This window comes from Shewanella sp. SG44-2 (assembly GCF_014164215.1).
GTDB classification, from domain to species: Bacteria; Pseudomonadota; Gammaproteobacteria; order Enterobacterales; family Shewanellaceae; genus Shewanella; species Shewanella frigidimarina.
Map to the genome: position 1 here is coordinate 1 of NZ_JACJEU010000013.1, position 23,933 is coordinate 23,933.

Sequence of the window (23,933 nt, forward strand, 5' to 3'; positions counted from 1 at the left end):
CTATAAAAGCAGTTATAAAAGCAGTTATAAAAGCAGTTATAAAAGCAGTTATAAAATCAGTCTATAAAAGCGGTCTTAGAACTGGTTCATTGTGTTGTCTTTACCAGACGCTTTAAGCGCTTGGTCACCAGAGAAGTACTCTTTATGTGCATCACCAATATCTGAACCTGCCATGTTTTGATGTTTAACACAGGCGATACCTTGACGGATTTCCTTACGTTGAACATTGGCAACATAACCCAACATACCTTGGTCACCGAAGTATTCTTTAGCCAAGTTATCGGTAGATAATGCTGCAGTATGGTAAGTCGGTAGTGTAATAAGGTGATGGAAAATACCTGCTTCACGGGCCGAGTCAGATTGGAATGTACGAATTTTTTCATCAGCTTGGATAGCAAGCTCAGTGCCATCGTAATCAACACTCATTAATTGCGCGCGGTCGTAAGCTGAAACGTCTTGTCCTGCTTTTTGCATCGCATCAAATACTTGCTGACGGAAGTTAAGCGTCCAGTTAAACGATGGCGAGTTGTTATACACAAGCTTGGCATTAGGAACAACTTTACGGATTTCGTTAACCATGCCACCGATTTGAGATACATGAGGCTTTTCAGTTTCAATCCACAATAAATCAGCGCCATTTTGCAATGAGGTAATACAATCAAGTACACAACGTTCTTCACCCGTACCAGCACGGAACTTAAATAAGCCATTTGGTAGACGAGCCGGTTTCACCAGTTTGCCACCTTGCTTGAATACCACATCACCATTTTCAAGTTTTGCTGCATCAACGGCTTCAACTTCAAGGAAGCTATTGTATAAATCGCCTAGATCGCCAGCTTCTTTAGTGACAGCAATTTTTTGAGTTAAGCCTGCACCTAATGAATCGGTGCGCGCAACAATCACGCCGTCATCGATACCGAGTTCTAAAAATGCATAACGAACCGCATTAATTTTTGCTAAAAATTCAACATGTGGCACGGTGACTTTACCGTCTTGGTGGCCACACTGTTTTACATCTGACACTTGGTTTTCTAATTGAATACAACAAGCACCGGCTTCAATCATCTGTTTTGCCATTAAGTAAGTTGCTTCTTCGTTACCAAAACCGGCATCAATGTCGGCAATAATAGGTACAACGTGGGTTTCGAAGTTTTCAATTTTGTGTTGAATCGCGGCTTTATCTGACTCTTTGGCACTATCTAATTCGCGGAAAAGACCACCTAGTTCACGAGCATCAGCTTGACGTAGGAAGGTGTATAACTCTTTAATCAACGCAGCAACAGAAGTTTTTTCATGCATAGATTGGTCTGGTAATGGACCAAACTCACTACGCAGTGCAGCTACCATCCAACCTGAAAGATATAAGTAACGACGCTTGGTGGTTAAAAGGTGTTTTTTAATCGAAATCATTTTTTGTTGGGCGATAAAACCATGCCAGCAACCTAAAGACTGAGTGTACTGCGATGAGTCCTTGTCGTAGTTGTCCATGTCTTCACGCATGATCTTGGCAGTGTATTTTGCGATATCTAACCCAGTTTTAAAGCGATTTTGTAGACGCATACGAGCGACTGACTCTGGGTTGATGGCATTCCATGCACTACCTTCTGAATTAATCAAGGTGGCAGCTTCATCGATATTATTTTTGTAGTGAGTCATGTGTTTATTCCTTAACAAATAGATTAGCGGCAATTGATTACGTTGAAAATAATAGCTAGATTTGGTTAAATAAACCTAATTTATACTTACTATCTTCGGTATTCACCATATGAATGTATCTCGTATCGACTTGAACCTCCTTGTTTATTTAGATGTTTTACTGCGTGAAAGAAACGTAACTAAAGCTGCAGACCAGCTTGGGATCAGCCAGCCTGCAATGAGTAACGGCCTAAAACGCTTACGAAACTTGTTTGATGATCCTTTACTTATTCGCACTAGTCAGGGTATGACGCCGACCGAACGTGCAAATGAATTACAACCCATTATCAGTGAGCTGATTATTGGGCTGGAAAAAGCCGTACAACCGCGTGCCAATTTTGATCCACTGGAAAGTGATAAAGTCTTCCGTGTTATGGCAAGTGATTATGCTGAAGCGACGTTAATTCCGCCGCTTATTGCTAAGCTTCGTACTCAAGCACCCAACATTATTTTAGATATCATGACCCCAAGTGATGTCAGTTTCCCTGATGTAGAACAAGGAAGAGTCGATATGGTGATCAACCGTTTCGACAGTATTCCGCAATCATTCCATCAAAAAATATTGTGGAGTGATGATTTTAGCTGCTTGATTAGTAAAGGTAATCCTGTTTTAAAGAAGTTTTCTTTAGACAGTTATTTAAAAGCTAAGCATGTGTGGGTGAGTAAAACAGGGATGGGTGTTGGGGTAGGGATGAACCCTGATGATGTTCAGCGTTTGGGCTGGGTAGATGAAGCATTAACTCGAATGGGTGTGAAACGCCAGATCACCGTTTTTACACGCCATTATCAAGCCGCCTGTTTGTTGGCTGAGCAACAAGATTTGATCGCAACCATACCAAGTAAGATGGCACGTCATCATATCAATAATGAGCGGGTGAGCATTGTTCCGCCGCCTTTTATTATTCAACCCATCGCCTTAACTATGGCCTGGAGCCCTTTGCTTCAGCATAATCCCGCGCATCAGTGGATGCGTCAACTGATCACTAAAACCGCAGAAGAGATAAATAGAGGGGATGTTTAACCTTACTGTTATTGTGATTTTTAGTTACGTATATGTTGCAAATTAACCAAAAAACACCATTTTGCCATATCTTTGGTGAATAGTGGCGATAATGAGCATAAATTGGATAAATACGATAACTTTGATATAGAGTAAAGTATTACTGCGTATGAACAGTAAGCTGTTAACAGTGGAATGAGTTTGTGCGAGTTATTTATGGCTAATGATTTAGAGCCAATGATTTAAGGCTAAGTTTACGGTCAACGCACAGAAATTAAGGTAGGGATATAAAATGACAGCACGTATTCAAGTAGGTGGATTACAAATAGCGCAAGCATTGTGGCAACTGGTCGACAGTGACATTTGCCCAGGTACTGGCATTGACTCAGCAACCTTTTGGGCAAAATTTGAGGACATTATTAGCGAGTTTTCTCCCGTTAATGTGAAGCTGTTAGAAAAAAGACAACAACTACAACAGCAAATTGATCAATGGCATATTGGTCATCCCACCAAAGATTTTGACCCTGCAACATATAAAGCTTTTCTATTTGAGATAGGTTACCTGGTGCCTGAGGGTGAGGCTTTTCAAATTAGCACTGAAAATGTCGACCATGAAATTGCCGCGCAAGCGGGACCACAACTTGTAGTGCCGGTTAAAAATGCTCGCTTTGCGCTTAACGCTGCCAATGCTCGTTGGGGCAGCTTGTATGATGCGCTATATGGCACTGACGCGATATCTGAAGACGGTGGCGCGGAGCTCACTAAACAATACAACCCGGTACGCGGCAATAAAGTTATCGCTTTTGCCAAACAACACTTAGATACCGCTGCGCTCTTAGCACAAGGCAGCCATGCCGATGTGACCCGTTATTACCTCGACGCGGGTGTGTTACGGGTGCAATTAACTGACGGCTCTACCACAACCTTAGCACAAACCGATAAATGTGTGGGTTACCAAGGTAGTGCCGATGCACCCAGTGCTATTTTATTAGTTAATAATGGTCTGCATATCGAAATTCAAATAGATCCAAGCAGTGTTATTGGTGGCAGCGATCGCGCTGGTGTTAAAGACTTACTGGTTGAAGCCGCTGTTACCACCATTATGGACTGTGAGGACTCTGTCGCCGCAGTGGATGCTGAAGATAAGGTTGAAGTTTATCGCAATTGGTTAGGTTTGATGCAAGGTAATTTATCTGCTTCGCTGACTAAAAATGGTAAAGAGATTGTAAGAGAACTCAATGACGATCGCGTCTATACCGCAGCTAATGTCAATCAGAGTACCAACCAGGATGCAGATGTAAAAACAGTGACTTTACCTGGCAGAAGTTTGTTATTTGTGCGTAATGTGGGTCACTTGATGACCATTGATGCCGTGCTGGATAAAAATGGCAACGAAATACCTGAAGGGATACTTGATGGCATGATAACTGTGCTTGCTGCGATGCACGACCTTAAAGGTAACAATAATGGTCGTAGTAATAGCCGCAAAGGTTCGGTGAATATTGTAAAACCTAAAATGCATGGTCCTGCAGAAGTGCAATTTACCTGTGACCTGTTTACTAAGATAGAAGATGCGCTCAAGCTGCCGCGTAATACTATTAAGGTAGGCATTATGGATGAAGAGCGCAGAACGACACTGAATTTAAAAGAGTGCATTAGGGCTGCGAAAGAGCGCGTCGAGTTTATTAATACTGGCTTTCTTGATCGCACAGGTGATGAGCTGCATACCTCAATGCTAGCGGGCGCGTTTGTGCCTAAATCGGTGATGAAACAGCAAAAATGGATTAGTGCTTACGAAGATTGGAATGTCGATATTGGGCTTGAATGTGGCTTACAAGGTCGCGCTCAAATCGGTAAAGGCATGTGGCCAATGCCAGATGAAATGGCAGCGATGCTTGAGCAAAAATCGGCTCATCCTAAAGCGGGCGCAAACACAGCGTGGGTGCCGTCGCCAAATGGTGCCGTGCTGCATTCTACTCATTATCACCAAATTAATGTGGCAGACGTTCAGCAACACATTAAGCAACGCCCACGTGCTAGCATTGACAGTTTGTTAACCATTCCTTTACTTGCTGAAGGGGTTACACTCACCAATGAGCAAATTACTTTTGAACTAGAAAATAATGCCCAGGGTATTTTAGGGTATGTTGTGCGCTGGATTGATCAAGGTGTGGGTTGTTCAAAAGTGCCTGATATTAATAATGTCGGCTTGATGGAAGACAGAGCAACCTTGCGAATTTCATCGCAATATTTAGCTAATTGGCTTGAACATGACCTATGCAGTGAAGCGCAATTGATGGCGGCGTTGAAAAAAATGGCCGCTGTGGTCGATACTCAAAATGCAGGTGATCCGCTGTACACTAATATGGCGCCTAACTTTGACGGCATCGCTTTTAAAGCAGCATGCGATCTGATTTTTAAAGGTAAATCTCAACCTTCTGGTTACACAGAGCCTTTGCTACATGCTTATCGAATTCAAGCTAAAGCTAAAGCAGGTTAATCTCTAGGGGCTGTTGATCTTTGCTGGTTGAATTTTGTTCGAGTTAAAAACGTTTTAATCGAGGCGAATGGATTGATGCCTAGTCATCTAAGCAACTCTTTATTCGCAAAGCATCATTCAACAAAGAGTAAAACGTTTTTAGCCGAACCCTTCGGGCAGCGTTTGTTGGCCATTTTTACTACGTTATCGACTTTTTATGTAGAATAACTACACCTCAAAGTCTCTGCCTTGTATAAAAGACCAACAATTCGCTGCAAAACAACCTTGAAAGATCAACAGACCCTAGCGTTAATACCGGCTCTGAGTTTATGTAGTCACTCAATAAATCAGCCCTGATCTTGCAAAGATTAGGGCTTTTTTTTGTGGCCATTTTATAAGTGGTGTCAGAGTGGTGTCAGAGTAAACTTTTAAAGTACCCGCTAGCCTGCGGGGTTTTGACCAGATTGTTGGGCCGATTTATTTCAGATGCAAAGCTTTAATCGCTGGTCTGATTTATGATTGTTTTCGCTGTCAGATTAAGCGAGTCTATATAAAACCGACTAGAAATGAGCTTTATGAAATATTCGTTATTCGCTTTGGGGTTACTGTTTAGTAGCCAGACACTGTTTGCTATGGATGTTGAATATACTGCAACGCCTATCAAGATTGATGGGGTTGCCGATGCAGCATGGCAGCAAGCTAAATGGCAGACTATGCCGTATTTAATGGATGGGGTGTTGCCAGATTCTGCGAGTGATTTTAGCGGTAAATATAAGCTAATGTGGGATGAGCACTATTTGTATCTGCATGCTGAAATTACCGACGATGTGTTGCTTGATACCCATGCCGACCCAACGGTGAATTATTGGGATGATGACACCTTAGAGATTTTTATTGATAGCGATGCCTCAGGCGGCGATCATCAGTTTAATCACAGTGCATTTGCCTACCATATTGGCCTAGACAATCAGGCGGCTGATTATGGCCCAGATAAACAAGCTCACTTGTATACGTCGCATTTAAAAAGTCGTTGGCAGCGAAGTAGCGAGGCGCCTTACAACGTGATTTGGGAGGTGGCGATTAAGCTGTATCCTAATGATTTTAAAGAAGGTCAGCAAGATAAGCCTTTATTATTAACACCGAATAAAGTGATCGGTTTTATGCTTGCCTATTGCGATAATGATGGCAGCCCAGTAAGAGAGCATTTTATGGGTTCTCATGAGATCCCCCCGGTTAATGGTGACAAAAACAGAGGCTTTATCGATGCCAGTGTGTTTGGGCGTATGACCCTTAAACGTTAGTTTGCCTCTACGGCGATTAACATGATTACTGGCTATTTATTTTTGATTTGGCTAGTCTTTAAGCATAAATCGGTAAAAGGAGTAATACCATGGAAGTGCGCGATATCATGACCCCGAATCCTTTTTGCATTAGCAATGAAGCTAGCCTTAAAGATGCTCATCAATTGATGCAAACTCGCAATGTGCGCCATTTGCCGGTGATTTCGGAAACGACAGGGCAATTCATTGGGATGCTAACCCATAAAAAGATGATCGCTGTTGTATTAACCATGCTCAATAAATATGGCCAAGGGGCGTTAGATCGAAAGGAGCGCTTTACGCCTATTGCCGAGGTTATGGATACCCAAGTGCAGAAGCTCGGTTTGGACGAGCCGCTGACGGTTGTAGTGCAATATTTTATCGACAATAAACTGGGTTGTTTACCTGTGGTTGATGAACACAATAAGGTACTAGGAATTGTGACATCGTCAGATTTTGTCAAACTCTGCCAGCGCCTACTGCTAACGCAAAAGTAACCATTATGCTTAGTCTTTATGGTATTCAGATGAAGTGGGCATTAATAACTCCAGCCAGAATATTTTCCCTCTGACGGCCTAGCAAATATAAATCAATGTAAAACAAAAAAGCGACCTGAAGGTCGCTTTTTTGTTTTTGTCTTTTATGAGGCATTCGTTAGTTGTGGAATCATTTATTTATAATGATTGTAAGTTTGTTTGCTAATTAAGTTATGAATTAATATGAAAAGATATTTAAAGTTATTAACGAGGTTGTGAATAGTTATTAATGGCTGTGGGGTTAATAAAAATAGTTATGAATAAAGGCGATGTAAGTTCATAAGTTATATTATGTTTAAATCATTCTCATTTATATAGTTAACAAATTTAAAATCATGTTCATCAGTAGGATGTTTTAAGTTAATTTCTTTAAAATCAGATGTTTGAAGTTTTGTTTTTGAGGTTTTTAATATTAAAAAATACATGCAATAGATGGCGATAAATAAAGATCTTGATCCCGAATAAATCATTTTTAAATTAAAAATCACAGATCTAATAATACCTCCAAAGTAATAGTTCGTATTTTTGTTAATTCAAATTACACTTTAAATGCAAACTAATTAACACAAACGTTAACAAATCATAAAATAATTAACTGTAAGGCCAAGATGATGAACAAATGTATTATCACTACGTTACTTTGTGGGATATTCGCTTTCGCGTGCTTATCTCTCTCAGTTCAGGCGGCCCCCTGGAATCAACTCACTGGTGAACAACTAGAACAGCAACTGACGGAGAAATTTGCTCAAGGTAATTACTCTAACAAAGGTGCCGACTCTTGCCTGATGTGTCATAAGAAAAATGACAAGGTCATGGCGATATTCGATAGCGTGCACGGTAGCCCGAGCCAACAGGGTTCGCCTATGGCGGGTCTGCAATGCGAAGCCTGTCATGGCCCGTTAGGTGCGCATAACAAAGGCGGTAAGGAGCCGATGATCGCCTTTGGCAAAGAGAGCAAGCTTTCCGCTCAAAGTCAGAACAGTGTCTGCCTAGGTTGCCATAACGATCCTAAGCTGATGGCATGGCATAGCAGCAGCCACAATTTAGACGAGGTGGCCTGCAGCGATTGTCATAATATCCACACCGACAACGATCCGGTTATGGACAAGCTTACGGTTAATGACACCTGTACCTCTTGCCACACGCAGCAAAAATCTGACATGAATAAGCGCTCATCTCACCCGATGAAGTGGGATCAAATGACCTGTATCGATTGTCATAATCCACACGGTTCTATGAGTGAAAGTGCGCTGAATCACGCCACTGTGAATGACACTTGTTATAGCTGTCATGGCGAAAAACGTGGCCCTGTTTTATGGGAGCATGCGCCAGTGACAGAAAATTGTGCCAACTGTCATAACCCCCATGGCAGCGTTAACGAAGCCATGCTCACCCAAAGAGCACCACAACTGTGTCAGCAATGTCATATGGATGATGGTCATGCAAGCCGTGTTGTACAACAAAGCGGAAGTGATGTGTTTGGCGGCGGTAAGAGTTGCCTCAATTGTCATAGCCAGATCCATGGCTCCAATCACCCAGCCGGCAGCAAGCTGCAGCGCTAATTAGGAGTAACTCAAATGAGATTCAAATTTAACCTCATCACGTTATCACTTCTCGCTATATCTGGCGCGATAACGGGCTCTGCAATGGCGGCTGACTTTGGCGTGAACAAGGCCAATACCAGTACCGTTAACCAACAAGTATTTCAGTGTAAGCGTTGCCCTCAAGTTGCAGGTTATACCGGCACCATCGGGGTCAATGCCGCGTATATTGACAGTGATGACATTCACTCTGGTAATGCGTTTGGTACCGACAATGACGGGGCTAATGGCAGTGTGGATGCCGATTTACATTATCGAAATACTGCAGGCTATAAAGCCAAGTTTCAGGCACATCAATTAGGTTTGGATAACGGCTTTGCTCATCTTGAAGCGGGAAAGTCAGGCCACTATAAACTGGTTGCCGATTATCAACAGCTAACCCGTTATCAGTCTGGCGATGCACGCAGTCAGTTATGGTACAAAGACGGCGTACTGACACCGAGTGAACATACTCAAATTCAGGAGCTCTCGCTGCAGAGGAACAAAGCTGGCTTGGGTTTGAGCTATGGCCAAGACTTTTATCAGGCTTATGTGCGTTATGAGCACGAGAATAAAACCGGTTACCAGAGCAGTAGTATTGTCACTCCGCGTCCAGTTAATTTTGGCCTGCCAGTCGATGCCAACACTGATAACCTCACCGCGGGTTTGTCATTGTCTGGCGATAGTTGGACTACCAACCTGAACTATTTCGTGAGCCAGTATAAAAACGATGTTGACGCGTTAAGTCTTCCTTATCTGTATGACGTTTTTGCACCTGCTCCAGACAATCAGGCCCATCAAATTAGTTTGTCTGGCCAATATCAATTAAACCGCACCGTTATGAGTGGTCGCTTGGCATCGGGCAAGATGACCCAAGATGATGATTTGATTCAAATGTCGGGTAATCCACTGCAAAACTGGGACGGAGAAGTCGATACCTTAGACGGCAAGCTGTCTGTCACTTCGCTGCTAAGCAACACGCTCAGACTCGGCGGCAGTGTCGATTACAGCAAGCGTGACAATAAGGGATCGGTTTGGGAATTCGCTCAATATGAAGTGAACGGTATATCGGGGGCATTTAAACAGAATATCCCTTTAGACACCGAACGCCGCGGCCTCAAGCTTAATGCCAGTTACCGCCTAAGCAGTGACTATCGCTTACAGGCTGGCTATGACCGCAAAGAGATGGAGCGCAGTTATGGTGACCGTGAACAGACCAATGATGACGCCTTATGGGCCAAGCTTAATGTCCGTGCAATGGATGACATCAAGCTTACATTTAAGGCCAGCCTCGATAACCGTGGAGGCAGCGAATATCAAACTAGCGAACTGACGTCATCAGAAACGAATCCTTTGCTACGCAAATATTACCTGGCTGATAGAAAGCGCACTGCCTTCGAAGCCAAGTTTAATCACACCCCAACGTCGTGGCTTAGTGTGGATATGACCGCCCGCTATGCCAAAGATGATTATAACGAGACTCAACTGGGTCTGACCGAATCTGAAGACTACGGTTATGACATCAATCTTGGGCTGCAGCTGAATGCACACCTATCTGGCTATGCCTTTGCTGGTCAGCAGTGGATCGACGCTGCACAAGCTGGCAGTCAGGGGTTCTCAAGCCCTGACTGGTTCGCCGATGTGGAAGATGAGTTTATTAATCTGGGAGCTGGTTTCAACTATAGCGGGCTGCTTGAAGACAGGCTCAGCCTAGGCGGCGACTACTTATTTGCTAACTCTGCCAGCAACACGCTGGTCACCTATGACGTTACCACGCCACAGGGGGATTACACCTCTTTCAACCATAGTCTCAAACTGCATGCGAACTACGCATTAAGCGAAGAGATGGCGTTAAAGCTGGCTTACCAGTATGAGCGCTATTACGACACCGATTACGCGCAAATTGATGTCAATACAGTTCCAGGACTGACCACCTTAGGTAGCCTGAACCATAACTATAACGCGCACCAAGTGATGTTGTCGTTTAGCTACCAGCTGCGCTAATGCAAACAGTGCTAATCATAACTGCAATGAGGAAAAGATAATGGAACGCAGAAGTTTCTTAAAAATGAGTGCCGCACTAAGTTGCGTAGCAACGGTTTCAGGCTGTAACTCAAGCTCTAAAGATGTTGAAGTAGTGCCGCCTAAGCCACCTGTTGCCGGTGAAAACCTCAACTGGTCGGCTTGTTTGGTTAACTGTGGATCTAACTGTCCGGTACAGGTTTTTTCTACCGATGGGGTGATTACCCGGGTAGAGTCTCAATTTACCACCACAGATAAGTACGGCGACCATGATGTGCGCGCTTGCCCACGGGGACGCTCTTTGCGTAAACGTGTTTATGCACCTGATCGTCTGAAATACCCGATGAAGCGTGTTGGTCCTCGTGGTAGCGGACAATTTGAGCGGATTAGCTGGGATGAAGCCCTTGATCTTGTCGCTGAAAAACTGCAAGGCACTATAGATCAGTACGGTAATGAATCGATTCACTTCACCTATAACTCGGGTGCACGTTATCACTTCTCCGGTAAACAATGTCTGTATCGCTTAATGAACCTTAAGGGCGGTTATCTTAACGCTTATGGCGATTATAGCTGGTCACAAATTTATGAAGCAGCCGGACAAACATATGGCTCTGCAGGCCCTGGCTGGCAAGGAAGCAGTGTGTCTGAAATGCAAAACTCAGACTTAGTGCTGATGGTTGGTTACAACCCATCCGAAATCCGCATGAGTGGTTCGGGCGAAGCCTATGACTTCTTGGTGCAGAAACAAAAGCATAACTTTAAGACTATTTTGATTGACCCTCGTTACACCGACTCTGCGGTAGGTAAAGAAGATCAGTGGCTGGCAATCCGTCCGGGTACCGATGCGGCGCTATTCGAAGCCTTAGCCTATGAATGGATCACCACTAACACCGTTAATCAGGCCTTCCTGGATAAATACTGTGTCGGTTATGACGAGAAAACCATGCCTGAAGGCGTTGGATATGAAGAGAGCTACAAGGCGTATATTCTCGATAACGCGAAAATTGGCGACTTAACTCCGGGTGTTAATGCTAAAACGCCAGAGTGGGCTGCTGCTATTACCGGTATCGAAGCTCATCTCATTGTCGAATTGGCCCGCGAACTGGCTGCAGCTCGCGCACCTTTCATTCAAATTGCCGCCTCGCTAAACCGTCAGGCTGCTGGTGAAAACAACACCCGTGCGGGTTACATGCTACCCATCCTGTTAGGTCAATTGGGTTTGCCGGGCACTAACTGTGGTGGTTTGTGTAAGGGCTCTTCTCTACACGCGCCATCAATGCCTACTGGCTCAAACCCAGTGAAGAAAGCGATATCATTCTTTACCTTCACGCAGGCCATCGAAGACGGCAAAAACATGACCGTTTTGTCCGATGGAGTACAAGGTGTCGACCTTGATGAAGCGGGTGACGGTAAGCTGGATACAGATATTAAGGCGATCATCAACTACGGTGGTAATGCCCTAATTAACCAACACTCTGACGTGCGTAAAACAGAGAAGCTCCTCCAGGATGAAACTAAATGTGAATTTATCCTAGTGGTCGATAACTGGATGACACCCAGTGCCAAATTTGCCGATGTTTTGTTGCCAGACGTGTCATGGCTTGAATCAGAAGACTTAGTTAACCAAAGTTACGCCGCAGGTGATACCGCCTCCTTGGTACAGATGAGCAGCAGTGTCGACCCTATGTTCGAGAGCCGTCCTATCTATGAGGTCTGTGTCGACTTAGCAAGACGCATGGGGGTTGAAGCCGAGTTTACCGAAGGTAAGAGTCGCAAAGATTGGTTGGATCAATTCTATGCCGAATCTAAAGAGGCTACCCCAGAATTACCAGCAAAAGAGGTGATGCTCACACAGGGTATCTATCGCAAATATTTGCCGAACGGGGGTTATATCGTACTGGAAGATTTCCGTACCGATCCCGATGCCAATCCACTCGGCACACCTTCTGGAAAGATTGAGATCTACTCATCACGCTTAGCGGAAAAAGCGCGTACCTGGAAGCTCAAAGAGGGTGACGTAATATCTGCGCTACCTAAATACGTGCCGACCTGGGAAGGTTATGAAGATACTGAAACCAAGAAGAAGTATCCATTACAACTTACTGGTTATCACACTAAGGGCCGTGCCCACTCTAGTTTTCACAACGTCCCTTGGCTGCGTGAAGCGGTGCAGGATGCTGTGTGGATGAACCCAATCGATGCTAATCAGCGCGGACTTAGCACTGGTGATAAGGTCCACATTTTCAATGATCGCGGCACCATCGAAGTCGAAGTTAAGGTAACACCTCGTATTATGGTCGGCGTAACAGCACTGGGGCAGGGCGCTTGGTTCCTACCTGGTGGCAATGTGGATAAAGGCGGTTGTTTGAACGTGCTTACCACACAACGCACTACACCGATAACGAAAGGTAATCCTCAGCACACTAACCTGGTTGAAATCCGTAAGGTCTGATAGGAGTTAACAATGAGTAATAATATCCAATACGGCTTTCATGTCGACGCAAGTAAATGTACTGGCTGTAAAACCTGTCAGATATCGTGTAAGGATCGTAAAGACCTCCCCGTTGGCATCAACTGGCGCCGGGTTTATGAATACGGTGGGGGACAATGGACAGAACATGGTGATGGCACTGTAAGCCAAAACGTATTTGCCTATTACATGTCTATCGCTTGTAACCACTGCTCGGAGCCTGTTTGTGTTAAGGCTTGTCCAACTGGCGCAATGCACAAACGCCGCGAAGATGGTTTAGTCCATGTGGCGGCAGATCTTTGTATCGGCTGTGAAAGTTGTGCAAGAGCTTGCCCATATGATGCGCCGCAGATAGATAAAGATCGTAAGGTGATGACCAAGTGTGATGGTTGTTTTGAGCGTTTGGCCGAAGGTAAACAACCTTCATGTGTGGAGTCTTGCCCTATGCGAGCTATCGATTTCGGACCGATGGAAGAGCTGATGGCTAAGTACCCGGGCGCCATCTCGCCCGCGGTTGCTCCGTTGCCACAAAGCAGTATTACTACACCTAACTTACTTATTACACCTAACCGTCATTCTCGCCCAAGTGGTGACACTGATGGAGAAGTGTTGAACTACGCAGAAGTTTAATCCCCCGATTGGTGCCACTCATGTGGAGTGGCACCTCTATTTGCTGTTTATGGCGATACATTTAGTTCAACAAACGAGGTTAGCATGGCATCTCTTACCGAAAATGAACTCCTAGAATATCAAGGCATTGCGCGCATTCTTCACAATGTACTCTTTAATGATCCGACCCCAGAGTTGATCCAAGGATTTATTGAGCATGATGTTGCTCAAAGCTGGCCACCGTTTACCGCATCGGCCAAAGAGTCGAGTGGTCGTGAGTTGCTGGCCAATTATCTCGGCCAATGGACTGAAGATAAACAACAAGCCTTAAAACTGGACTATGCACAACTTTTCTATGGACCGGGCGAGCCCAATGCTGTGCCTTGGGGATCGGTCTATTTGAGCGAGAGGCAACTCCTCAATGATAAGTCGACTATGGCACTAAAAGCCTTTTATCATGAACAAGGGATCAGCTTCGAGCTGGATAGTAATCAACCTGTCGATCATATTGGTCTGTTTTTCGCGGTATTGGATCAAATGTTTACCCAATGGGATCAAACTGAAGATAACGAACCACTAGAACGAAGCTGCATGATTTTGCTGCAGCAACACCTTCTTCCTTGGTCTGGTCGCTGCCTCGAACTGATGAATGAACATGCTAGAACTGATTTTTATCGCGGCATAGCAATGCTGACTCAAGCCTATTTAGATCGACTGATCCAAAGGCTAAATCTGGTCCCTATGACCGCGCGCCTATATCGTTAATAGGCAGTATCGTTAATAGACAGTATCGTTAAGAGACAAGGTTTTATAACGGGTGGATTGATATGACGTTCATTAAAGCGCTGGGCGCTCAGTGGAATAAAGGTAAGTTGTCGCAACAGCTTGAGCGGGTTCTGATGTTAGAGCCTGAGATCCAGTCGCTTTTTATTGGGGCAACCACCGTTACCACAGTCTCTAATTTAATCGCAGCCATCGGCTTTCAAGGGGCTGTGACTCAGGAGCAAGAGCAGCAGCTCAGCCATGAGTTTATGCTCACCATACTATTCGACTGCTTTCGGTTACTGATGATCAAACAGATTGAGCATGACAACCTGAGCCAAGCCGAACATCTGATCATTCAGCTTACCAAAATGTGGGCAACGAAAGAGTTGGGCGACAAGCCTGTTAATGAGTCCAGCCAGACTCAATATCAAGCGCTGCAACAACAAATTCTCAACCTTAGCGAACAGCTCGATGAGCTAAATCGGCAGAGGCTGCTCCAAAAACGCAATATGTGACGTTAGCTATTAAATTTATCAGACTAAAAAAGCTAACTTTTCATCTTGCGTCGCATGGTATTCGGGTTGATGCTCAGTAATCGAAAAGCGAGCAATCGAAAAGTGATCTGCCGATAAATGCGCAATCGATAAGTGAGCTTCAGATAAGTGAGCAATCGAAAAGTGGAGCAGAGTCTGAGGAATATCTAATTACTCCAATGACGCCACAATCTCACGGAAAAATTCGATGGTTTCTTGTTTTGAATTCAGCTCATCAAGAAAGCCTAAATCGGCACTGTTTTTAACTATCACCACATTGTGTTTTTGGTTTACATAAATATATTGTCCGTATACACCGACACAGAAAAATTCACCTTGCTGTGCTTCTGGCGGTAACCAAATTTGATAACCATAACCTAATTTTCCGACTTGCGGTTGTAGGTAATCTGCTTGCGGTGTAGTGGCGGCTTTAATCCAAGCAGCTGACACGATTTGCTTGCCATTAAATGCGCCATTATTGAGTAATAAGCGGCCAAAGCGGGCGTAGTCACGGGTGGTAACATTTAAGCCGCCTAACGCAAATGCGCTACCTTGGGAGTCGGTAAGCCAATAGGCATCGCTTTCCATGCCGATGGTGTTCCAGATATTTTGCTGTAAAAGTTCGATTAATGATTTACCAGAAACGCGCCTGAGTATCATACCAATCACGTGGGTGTCCATGCTGACATAATGAAATGCTTTGCCTGGGGCTGACTCATTAACCAGTTCACTGGTCATTTGATCTAACGAGCCGCCAATAGCCAGTACACGACCCATTTTGTTAATGTCAGAATAAAAATCTAGATAGTCTTCGTTCCACTTAACCCCAGACGACATTTGTAATACGTGTTTTACTTTGACGTCGCCATAACCAGACTTGGCAAGCTCGGGCAGATAAAAGCCGACGGTTTTTTCAATATCAATGTTGCCAGCATCCACCTGCATGCCGAACAATATCGATACAAATGATTTGGCCATTGACCACGAGATACGTTTGTCATCACTTTTAGTGCCTAGAAAATATTGCTCGTAAGTTATTTGGTCATTTTTAAGCACCAGTAATGCGGTTGTTGCTCTGCGAGTGAGAAACGCTTCGGTATTGGTTGAGCTGTTTCGATAGGTAAACGATTCAGGCAAAGGCGTTAAGGCGACGTCGAACACATAAGGCTCGCCTTGTTTATCGATTTTTTTGTTAAAAAAGACATCCTTCATATTGGAGAAATTATTTACCACGAGAGATTCATCAAATAAGGTGACTACGCTGTATAAGCGATTAACGCTTTGCCAATTAAACGCGACAAGAACGATGACAATAATAAAGATGCTTAGTAAGGCAGCTTTGATGAACTTAAACAAAGTCGACATTGACGTTTCCAGGTAGATAAAATTGATGTAATGACAATAACCTATAGGCATCATCAATATAAATCAAATTGTTAACAATTTAGCCAACTTTTCACCGGCGATAATCAGGCTAAGTTATGGCTTTGTTTGAAGTGCTTTTTTGAGTGTTATAGATAAAAAAAAGCGAATCGATTGATTCGCTTCTAAATGTTGTAAATTCAAGCTCTGTTACGCTGCCACTATTACGTTTTGCCGCATTTAGTCGCTAGGCTTAACATTAACGGTCTAGGTTCATTACTTTAGTCCAGGCTGCTGCAAAGTCTTCGACAAATTTTTGCTTCGATGTATCAAACGCATACACTTCAGACACTGCACGAAGCTCTGAGTTTGAACCAAAGACTAAATCGACGGAGGTGGCGGTCCATTTTTTGTGACCTGACTGACGATCAAATCCCTCATAAATACCATCGGTTGACGATTTTTTCCAAACCGTAGACATGTCGAGTAAATTGACGAAAAAGTCATTGTTTAAGGTGCCTGGAGTGCTTGTGAGTACTCCGTGTTTTAGCCCTTTGTAGTTAGCGTCAAGTGCGCGTAATCCACCCACTAAAACGGTCATTTCTGGCACCGATAGGTTAAGTTGGTCTGCTTTATCAACTAACATGTCCACAGGCGACTTGTAGCTTTGCTCTGCGTCAAAGTAATTTCTAAAACCATCAGATGTTAGCTCAAGTAAACTAAAGGCATTGATATCGGTCATTGCTTGTGTGGCATCACCACGACCAGCATTAAATGGCACTGATACAGTAAAACCTGCATCTTTAGCGGCCTTTTCTATTGCAGCAGTGCCCCCTAGAACGATTAAGTCGGCCAGTGATACTTTGCTTTTACTAAACAAGCTGTCGTTGTAGTTCTCTTGAATCGCTTTTAGTGTTTTAATCACTTTAGCGGTTTCAGCCGGATTATTTATCGACCAGTCTTTTTGAGGTGATAATGCAATACGTGCACCGTTTGCACCACCGCGCATGTCTGAATGACGGTAACTTGCCGCAGATGCCCAAGCCACACGCACTAACTCTGACACGGTTAGGTTAGACTTTAGAATTTGTGCTTTAAGTGCTTGCACGCCATCAGCATCTATATTTGATTGTGTTTTATCATCTATAGGATCTTGCCAAATTAGACTTTCTTTAGGGACTTCTTTGCCTAAGAAATTACGTGATGGGCCCATATCTCTATGGGTCAGTTTGTACCAAGCTTTAGCGAAAGCTAAGCGGTATTCTTCTGGATCAGCTAAAAAGCGTTCAGCAATTTTTCGATACTCAGGATCATACTTTAATGCTAAGTCTGCTGTTGTCATGACAGGAGCGTGAAACTTGCCTTTAACATGCGCGTCAGGAACCGCTTTATGCAACGACTCGTCTGTAGGAATCCATTGGATAGCGCCAGCAGGGCTTCGAGTTTGTTTCCACTCGAAGGTAAGTAAATTGCTTAGATATAAAGAGGTCCATTTTGTTGGGGCTTGAGTCCAAGCACCTTCTAAACCACTGGTGATAGTGTCTTCAGAGTGTCCTTTACCACATTTGTTTTTCCAGCCAAGGCCTTGCTCTTCGATACCCGCTGCAGCAGGTTCAGCGCCTAGACAATCTTTAGGCTTGTGCGCACCGTGCATTTTACCAAATGTGTGTCCACCCGCAATTAGGGCTAGTGTTTCTTCATCGTTCATCGCCATACGTTCAAAGGCTACACGAATATTTTTGGCTGAGCCCAATGGGTCTGGTACGCCTTTTGGCCCCTCTGGGTTTACGTATATTAAGCCCATGTGAGTGGCACCAAGCGGACGTTGTAACTTGCCGCCGTTATCTTCTCTGTCGCTAGCAAGCATTTCAATTTCTGGTCCCCAGTACACCATGTCTGGTTCCCAATCATCATTACGTCCACCGGCAAAACCGTAGGTTTTAAAGCCCATATTTTCAAGCGATACATTACCCGCTAACACAATCAAATCAGACCAAGAAATGGCTTCTCCATACTTCATTTTGATTGGCCAGAGCAAACGTCGCGCTTTGTCTAAACTCGCATTATCAGGCCAGCTGTTGAGTGGTTCAAAACGTTGTTGGCCACCACCAGCGCCCCCTCGGCCATCAAGGGTGCGATAGGTACCTGCACTGTGCCATGTCATACGGATAAAAAAGGGGCCATAGTTGCCATAATCTGACGGCCACCAATCTTGAGATGTGGTCAGTAACGCATTAATGTCTAGTTTGACTTTATCAAGATCTAGGCTGTTAAATGCCTTGGCGTAGCCAAAGTTTTCGCCATAAGGATTAGAGCGCTTATCGTGGTCACGCAGCGCAGATAGATTGAGTTGATCAGGCCACCAAAATTGATTCGTTCTTGCTTGGTTTTCTAATGCTACACCAGTTCCAACAGCTCCTTTGGGCTTGGTCATTTCTGACTTTTCGTTATTGTTGGCGAAAGCAGAGCCGGATATAAGCAGCATGCTGACAAAACCCGCGAGTATTTTTTGATTAAATAATGGATGTTTCATAGTTAGCTTCCTTAAAGTTAACGCATCTTCGCTTCATGTGAAGATGTATGGTTACGCTAAAACACAAAACCTAATTAACCACTCAAGCTATTAACTATCCATTTGAAGTACTCGAGGATTAAAATCAGGGCTTAAATTACTAGGCGAAACCAGAGTATAGGAAAGTATCTAAATGGTAGGTGCGAATAAAAACGATTGTTCTAATCTGAAAAAGTGATGCTAATGAATAATAAAAAGAAGAGGGAAGATAATAAGTAAGTGGGGGACACACTGATTATTCGCTGACTTATATCGCAATATTTATCGGTAAATAGTAGCAAGCCAAAGCATTTCTTATTGAATGGACCTGAATTCAAATAATAATGTTATGGTGACTTGGTCAGTATTTTACTAAGCTAATCAATGACGGCAAACGATTATTTGGAGCACCAATGAAGTATGTAGTAGCGATATTATGTTTGATTCAAAGCTCGTGGTTGTTGGCGCAAGAGTATACGTTTGGGGTGGTGCCGCAATATGAGCCGCAAAAGTTGAATGCAATTTGGCAACCTTTACTTGACCAGGTGAGTGAACAGACGGGGGTGACGATTAAGTTAATCACTGTTGAGTCTATACCTGTATTTGAACAAGCTTTTGCCAATGGCGAGTATGATTTTGCTTACATGAACCCTTGGCACAGTGTCATCGCTAACGAAAAACAAGGTTATTTGCCGTTAATAAAAGATGCAGGGCGCCAACTGCAAGGTGTGTTAGTGGTGAATAAAAATAGCGGCATAGACGATGTTAGCCAGTTAGAAGGTGCCGAAATTGCTTTTCCGGCGCCTAATGCATTGGGCGCGTCATTATTAATGCGTGCTGATTTAGCGCAGTTGTATGGGCTAACAATAAAGCCGGTTTATGTACAAACCCACTCTTCGGTTTATTTAAATGTGGCATTAAACTCGACTAAGGCTGGCGGTGGCGTGCTAGGTACGCTAAAACAGCAACCGCAAAACCTACAAGACAAGCTTAAAATTATTTATAAAACCCGCAAAATAAGTCGTCATCCTATTGTGGCTCACCCAAGAGTGGACCCTGCCATTCAGCAAAAAGTACAACAAGCTATTTTAGATATAGGCCAAAGTGAAGAGCACAAACACTTGCTTGCAGGTATTCCAATTATTAAACCCAGCATTGCAACTTTAGCTGAATATCAGCAGTTAACTCAGTGGGGGTTACGCTTATTTTATGTTGAAAATTAATTGGTGGCACAGTTTACGGGCACAGAGTTTTATTGCCGTAATGGCGTTTGGTTTTTTACTTGCCTGTTTATTTATTTTTTATGCGCTGCCAGAGCAAGCCCGCTGGGTGAATGATGATCTCTCGAAAACGGCGCAGCGATCATTACAACAACTCTCTACCTCTGTTAAAACGCCTTTGCTTACCCGCCAATACGCTGAGCTTTACGAGCAAATAGATAACCAATTAGACATTCAACCTAATTGGAAGGCCATTAAAATAGTTGATACGGCAACTGGTAATCAATTGTATCCGCTTGATGTGTGGAACGGGGCAACCCAAAGCGGTGACATGCTACTCAGCCAACAAATTATGTTTTTAGAAAAATCATTAGCAAGCATTACGCTAGTGGTTAACTTTACCAATGAAATTAATGAATCATCAAAGCTGCATTACACGCTCATATACATTCAATTTATGATTCTGGTTTTATTTTTTATGGCGTTGGCTTGGTTGGTCGATTATAGAATTACCAAACCACTGCGGTCATTAGAATTTGCGTTTGCACGGCTGGCCAAAGGTGATTTTGATTGTCATGTCGATAAGCATCAAAATAACGAAGTGGGCAGTGTGATTAGTGCGTTTAATCACATGGCAACCGAGGTCGCGAGTAATCATCAAAAATTAAATACCCTGCGAATACAGGCTGAGTCGGCAAGTAAAGCAAAGTCAGATTTTATGGCCAGCATGAGCCACGAATTGCGTACACCGTTAAATGCTATTTTAGGGTTAGCACAGTTATATGAATATGATGATCTTGCTAATAAAGTCCAAAAAGACAATGCTAAAAGCATCTATCGGGCTGGTGAGCATTTACTGTTATTAATTAATGATGTGCTTGATTTAACAGCGATTGAGTCGGGTAATATGCAGTTTAGTTTTGACTATGCATCAATTAAACGTGTTGTTGAAGAGTCTGTTGCGCTGGTGAGTGAATTGGTAAAGGCACAGTCGATGACGATTCATACAGAAGGCTTTAATGAGCTTGAAGGACTTTGTTTTTATATCGATGAGCGTCGTTTTAAGCAGGTAATGTTAAATTTGCTCTCCAATGCCATTAAATATAATAAACCCCACGGCGATATTTTTATTAGCTGCAGCGTATCAAGCAATAACCAATGCACAATTAGCGTAGCAGATACCGGTTACGGCTTTGCTGCTGATGACGTTTCTCGGTTATTTAAGCCCTTCGATCGCTTAGGTGCCGAAACCAGTAATATTAATGGCACGGGTATTGGATTGGTTATTACCCGAGAATTAGTTGAGCGAATGCAAGGCGAGATAAGGGTACAAAGTGAACTAAATAAGGGCTCGTGTTTTAGTTTAATTTTTAATGGTTTTAAGCAAGCCGATGTACCCATTAAAACTAACTTACTGGCTAAAAAAGACTCTACAATTCAATCAGATAGAACAGACATCAGCGAACAATACGTTTCAGCAGAGACCTTACCTATATTAGAAGTGCTGGTGGCTGAAGATCAGGTGACTAATCAGCTAGTGTTAAAGCAACAATTAACCTTGCTTGGGGTACATTCAACGTTTGTGAGTAATGGCGAGCAAGCTTGGCAAACACTGCAAGATAAACGTTTTAATATATTGTTAACCGATATTCAAATGCCAATTTTAGATGGTTTAGGCCTGGCTAAAAAGATACGAGCAGATGAACGATTTAAAGATTTAGCCATCATTGCGATTACAGCGAACATTATTAAAGAGAATATTGATGCTTGTTACGATGCCGGTATGAATGGTTTTTTAACCAAACCCGTTGAGTTGGCTAAGCTTAAATCGCTTTTAATGGAGCACTCAACAACCATGGTTAATGCTCATATTGAAGCTAAAAAACCGTCAGAGGTTGCGTCTGATTCATTTGATCAGTTAGATCTAGCATTATTAAATGCGATGCTAGGTGATGATCCCACGGTGCATTGCATGGTGTTTAATGCCTTTTTACAAACGGCTGGTGAACAAGTTAAGTTAATCAGTGCGTATGCGACTAGTGAGAACTACGCCGATTTATCATTTCAAGCCCATGGTTTAAAGTCGTCATCAAAATCGGTTTCGGCATTATTGTTAGCCGACATTTGTCAGCAAGTTGAAACACTGGCTACCAATGGCAGCGTTACTGCTGAGCACGTGAGTGACTTAGAACAATGCTTTAAAGAAGTCGTGGTTCAGCTAACACGTTATTGTGAATACTATGAATAATGAACTAACGGACCCTTTGGTTGATTAGTCATTTATAGCCTTATACCGCTCACAATCGAACAGCTTACTTTAGCGATTATGAGCAAGGTATTAACGAAATTTGTTTACTTAAATCCGCTTAAAATCTTTGTCTATCATGTTACTGAGTAACAATTGTCCTGCCTGGTTAACTCTAAACTCGCCATATCTTTCGGTGCGACTCACATTTATGACAGCCGCTATTGAGCATCAGGCTGGTATTGCCTACAATAGCGCACGTTTTATTAACTACAGCACACGACAATGAACGACACTACTGCTAAACCCGCTTTACCTGATCGCCTTAGCGTTAATCCACGTAGCCCACATCATGTGGCTGCAATTTTCGAACACGAGATTGGCATTTTGTTTAATGGCAAAGAGCGTGCAGATGTTGAAGAATATTGCATCAGTGAAGGTTGGGTAAAAGTCGCCTCGCATAAAGCATTAGATCGTCGTGGCCAACCGCTTACGATGACAGTAAAAGGCAAGGTTGAAGCGTTCTACAAGTAGAACTGAGTAAGCTGACTCTTAGCGTCAAAAAACGAAAGGCTAGCCCAATGGGCTGGCCTTTGTTATTTACCGTGACAAATGAGCAATAGAGTAAATTTTATTCTATGATTTTACCTTGTTTTATATTCCTTAGGTTTATGAACACTTATCTACCCCATCCGTAAACAAACTCTGCCAGTCGTCATCCAGCCTAAATACAACATGAAGCCCAACATGATTTTAATTCATGTTGAATAACTGTAGAATCCGCGCCTTATTTTCCGTCTTAATAGTTGTTGTTTGTGTGTTTATGATGATTGATCTGGCTTTGCTTCCTTTATATTTAACCACTGTAGTCGCGTTATTATTAATTCCTGGGCCTGATATGTTGCTGATTGCCAGTTCGAGTTTGAGCTATGGCCGTAAAGTGGGCGTGTATGCCAGTTTTGGTAATGCGACCTCGGGACTTATTTTGACTTTACTTGCTGCAATGGGCGTGTCCGCATTAGTGGCGATGAACCCGATGGCGTTAGAGCTATTACGAGTATTGGGCGGGGCTTATTTATTGAAAATGGGCTGGGATTGCATGCGCAGCAGTGCCAGTGATGCACCTGAGATTGCACAACAGAATCACTTAGCCAAATTACTCTATCGCCGTGCGGTAATGAGCAATTTACTTAATCCTAAAGCACTGATATTTTTTGTGTTATTTTTGCCTCAGTTTGTGTCTACTCAATTGAGTGCTAGCTCAGGTGAACAAATGCTGGCGCTAGGTTTGCTGCTGAATGTGATGGGATTGACGTTCAATTTGCTGTTGGTAGCATTAGTGGGCAGTTTGGGAAAACCTTTACTTAATAATGAAAAGTTTCGTACCTATCAAAACAAGTTTATGGGTGTAATATTTTTTGCATTAGCGATTTGGTTATTGGCATCGCAAGTTCAAAGTATTGCTTAACCTTTACGATTAAAAGTCGCTAGTAAATAAAAACCACGGTCATTAGCCGTGGTTTTTTGATCTTACTGCTGGCACATTC

At 43.3% G+C, this 23,933-nt stretch carries 17 protein-coding genes; 14 read left to right on the forward strand and 3 right to left on the reverse strand.

The window, feature by feature from the left end; translation table 11 throughout:
- Positions 1 to 75: 75 nt before the first annotated feature.
- Positions 76 to 1,656 (reverse strand): isocitrate lyase, encoded by a 1,581-nt coding sequence (locus tag H5181_RS11425; protein WP_182751062.1) that lies wholly within the window; start codon positions 1,654 to 1,656, stop codon positions 76 to 78.
- A gap of 109 nt (positions 1,657 to 1,765) precedes the next feature.
- Between H5181_RS11425 and H5181_RS11430 the strand changes: the two genes are divergently transcribed.
- The 10 genes from H5181_RS11430 (at position 1,766) to H5181_RS11475 (ending at position 14,990) form a co-directional block, all read left to right on the forward strand.
- Positions 1,766 to 2,716 (forward strand): LysR family transcriptional regulator, encoded by a 951-nt coding sequence (locus H5181_RS11430; protein ID WP_011638581.1) that lies wholly within the window; start codon positions 1,766 to 1,768, stop codon positions 2,714 to 2,716.
- A gap of 271 nt (positions 2,717 to 2,987) precedes the next feature.
- Positions 2,988 to 5,195 carry a malate synthase G gene (locus H5181_RS11435; RefSeq protein ID WP_182751063.1) on the forward strand — a complete coding sequence of 736 codons (2,208 nt, stop codon included), beginning with the start codon at positions 2,988 to 2,990 and terminating at the stop codon, positions 5,193 to 5,195.
- Positions 5,196 to 5,749: 554 nt separating this feature from the next.
- A complete protein-coding gene (locus tag H5181_RS11440) occupies positions 5,750 to 6,475 on the forward strand; it encodes a CBM9 family sugar-binding protein (RefSeq protein ID WP_182751064.1) in 726 nt (241 codons plus the stop codon).
- A gap of 89 nt (positions 6,476 to 6,564) precedes the next feature.
- Positions 6,565 to 6,990: an HPP family protein gene (locus H5181_RS11445; protein ID WP_011638578.1), complete on the forward strand. Its 426-nt coding sequence runs from the start codon at positions 6,565 to 6,567 to the stop codon at positions 6,988 to 6,990.
- A gap of 647 nt (positions 6,991 to 7,637) precedes the next feature.
- The gene (locus tag H5181_RS11450; RefSeq protein ID WP_182751065.1) at positions 7,638 to 8,591 is read left to right on the forward strand and encodes a DmsE family decaheme c-type cytochrome; all 954 of its coding nucleotides are present in this window, start codon (positions 7,638 to 7,640) and stop codon (positions 8,589 to 8,591) included.
- A gap of 15 nt (positions 8,592 to 8,606) precedes the next feature.
- A complete protein-coding gene (locus H5181_RS11455; protein WP_182751066.1) occupies positions 8,607 to 10,613 on the forward strand; it encodes an MtrB/PioB family decaheme-associated outer membrane protein in 2,007 nt (668 codons plus the stop codon).
- Between the two features lie 40 nt (positions 10,614 to 10,653).
- A complete protein-coding gene (locus tag H5181_RS11460) occupies positions 10,654 to 13,083 on the forward strand; it encodes a DMSO/selenate family reductase complex A subunit (protein ID WP_182751067.1) in 2,430 nt (809 codons plus the stop codon).
- Positions 13,084 to 13,095: 12 nt separating this feature from the next.
- Positions 13,096 to 13,731: a DMSO/selenate family reductase complex B subunit gene (locus H5181_RS11465; protein WP_011638570.1), complete on the forward strand. Its 636-nt coding sequence runs from the start codon at positions 13,096 to 13,098 to the stop codon at positions 13,729 to 13,731.
- 84 nt (positions 13,732 to 13,815) lie between these two features.
- Entirely contained in the window at positions 13,816 to 14,475 is a 660-nt protein-coding gene (locus H5181_RS11470) for a molecular chaperone (protein ID WP_123776482.1), read from the forward strand.
- A 62-nt stretch (positions 14,476 to 14,537) separates the two neighbouring features.
- A complete protein-coding gene (locus H5181_RS11475; RefSeq protein ID WP_182751068.1) occupies positions 14,538 to 14,990 on the forward strand; it encodes a hypothetical protein in 453 nt (150 codons plus the stop codon).
- A gap of 189 nt (positions 14,991 to 15,179) precedes the next feature.
- Here the strand turns inward: H5181_RS11475 and H5181_RS11480 are convergent, their stop codons facing one another.
- Both H5181_RS11480 and katG read right to left on the reverse strand, forming a co-directional pair.
- Entirely contained in the window at positions 15,180 to 16,373 is a 1,194-nt protein-coding gene (locus tag H5181_RS11480) for a serine hydrolase (RefSeq protein WP_259397036.1), read from the reverse strand.
- A 256-nt stretch (positions 16,374 to 16,629) separates the two neighbouring features.
- Positions 16,630 to 18,903 (reverse strand): catalase/peroxidase HPI, encoded by a 2,274-nt coding sequence (gene katG / locus H5181_RS11485; RefSeq protein ID WP_182751070.1) that lies wholly within the window; start codon positions 18,901 to 18,903, stop codon positions 16,630 to 16,632.
- A gap of 431 nt (positions 18,904 to 19,334) precedes the next feature.
- Here katG and H5181_RS11490 point away from each other — a divergent pair, with 431 nt between their 5' ends.
- The 4 genes from H5181_RS11490 to H5181_RS11505 all read left to right on the forward strand — a co-directional run bounded on the left by H5181_RS11490 (position 19,335) and on the right by H5181_RS11505 (position 23,854).
- Positions 19,335 to 20,144, forward strand: a complete 810-nt coding sequence (locus tag H5181_RS11490; protein WP_011638564.1) for a phosphate/phosphite/phosphonate ABC transporter substrate-binding protein — start codon at positions 19,335 to 19,337, stop codon at positions 20,142 to 20,144.
- Positions 20,131 to 22,389 carry an ATP-binding protein gene (locus H5181_RS11495; protein ID WP_182751071.1) on the forward strand — a complete coding sequence of 753 codons (2,259 nt, stop codon included), beginning with the start codon at positions 20,131 to 20,133 and terminating at the stop codon, positions 22,387 to 22,389. The genes H5181_RS11490 and H5181_RS11495 overlap by 14 nt, the downstream gene beginning before the upstream one ends.
- Positions 22,390 to 22,671: 282 nt before the next feature.
- The gene (locus H5181_RS11500; RefSeq protein WP_011638562.1) at positions 22,672 to 22,920 is read left to right on the forward strand and encodes a DUF3297 family protein; all 249 of its coding nucleotides are present in this window, start codon (positions 22,672 to 22,674) and stop codon (positions 22,918 to 22,920) included.
- Positions 22,921 to 23,212: 292 nt separating this feature from the next.
- The gene (locus H5181_RS11505) at positions 23,213 to 23,854 is read left to right on the forward strand and encodes a LysE family translocator (protein WP_220491707.1); all 642 of its coding nucleotides are present in this window, start codon (positions 23,213 to 23,215) and stop codon (positions 23,852 to 23,854) included.
- Positions 23,855 to 23,933 lie beyond the last annotated feature (79 nt).